The sequence below is a fragment of the Streptomyces sp. SID3212 genome, from assembly GCF_009865405.1.
Classification (GTDB): domain Bacteria; phylum Actinomycetota; class Actinomycetes; order Streptomycetales; family Streptomycetaceae; genus Streptomyces.
Genome location: NZ_WWJY01000536.1, coordinates 1 through 628 on the forward strand (window position 1 = coordinate 1; position 628 = coordinate 628).

The following is a 628-nucleotide window of genomic DNA, read 5'->3' on the forward strand; positions in this document are numbered from 1 at the left end:
ACCCGACCGCCACGCCGGACCCGGGGCCCCCACCGGCCGCCGCGCCGACCTGCTGGCCGCCGGAGCCGCCGCCCTCTTCGTCACCGCCGCCGCCGTGATCGGTACCGCGATCCAGGACCGCTACGGGACCCTGCACGTCCAGTGGCCCCCTCTCCTGGCCGAGTGGCTGCCGCACACCGGCCCCGGCACCCTCCCCGCCCTGGTCGTCGCCGCCCTGGTCGTCCTGTACGGCCCCGCCCTCGCGGCCCGGCTGTCCTGGCGGCGCCTCCTCGCCGCCAGCTGGGCGGCGGCCCTGGCCTGGACCTGGTCGCTGGCGCTGGTGGACGGCTGGCAGCGAGGCGTCGCGGGCCGGCTCGACACCGTCCATGAATACCTGCGCGGGGTCGACCGCTTCCAGGACGTCGGCGCCGCCCTGCGCGGCTACACCTCCCACATCCTCCTGGACTCGCCCGACAACTGGCCGACCCACATCGCCGGCCATCCACCGGCCGCCGTCCTGACCTTCGTCGGCCTCGACCGGATCGGCCTCGGCGGCGGGGCGTGGGCCGCCGCGTTCTGCATCCTGACCGGCACCTCGGCGGTGGCCGCCGTGCTGGTCACGCTGCGCGCGCTGGACGCCGAGCGGGGC

1 pseudogene is annotated in these 628 nt (G+C 77.4%); it reads left to right on the forward strand.

The window, feature by feature from the left end:
* Window positions 1-49: 49 nt before the first annotated feature.
* Window positions 50-628 (forward strand): annotated as a pseudogene (locus GT042_RS15930) (hypothetical protein); the annotation flags it as partial.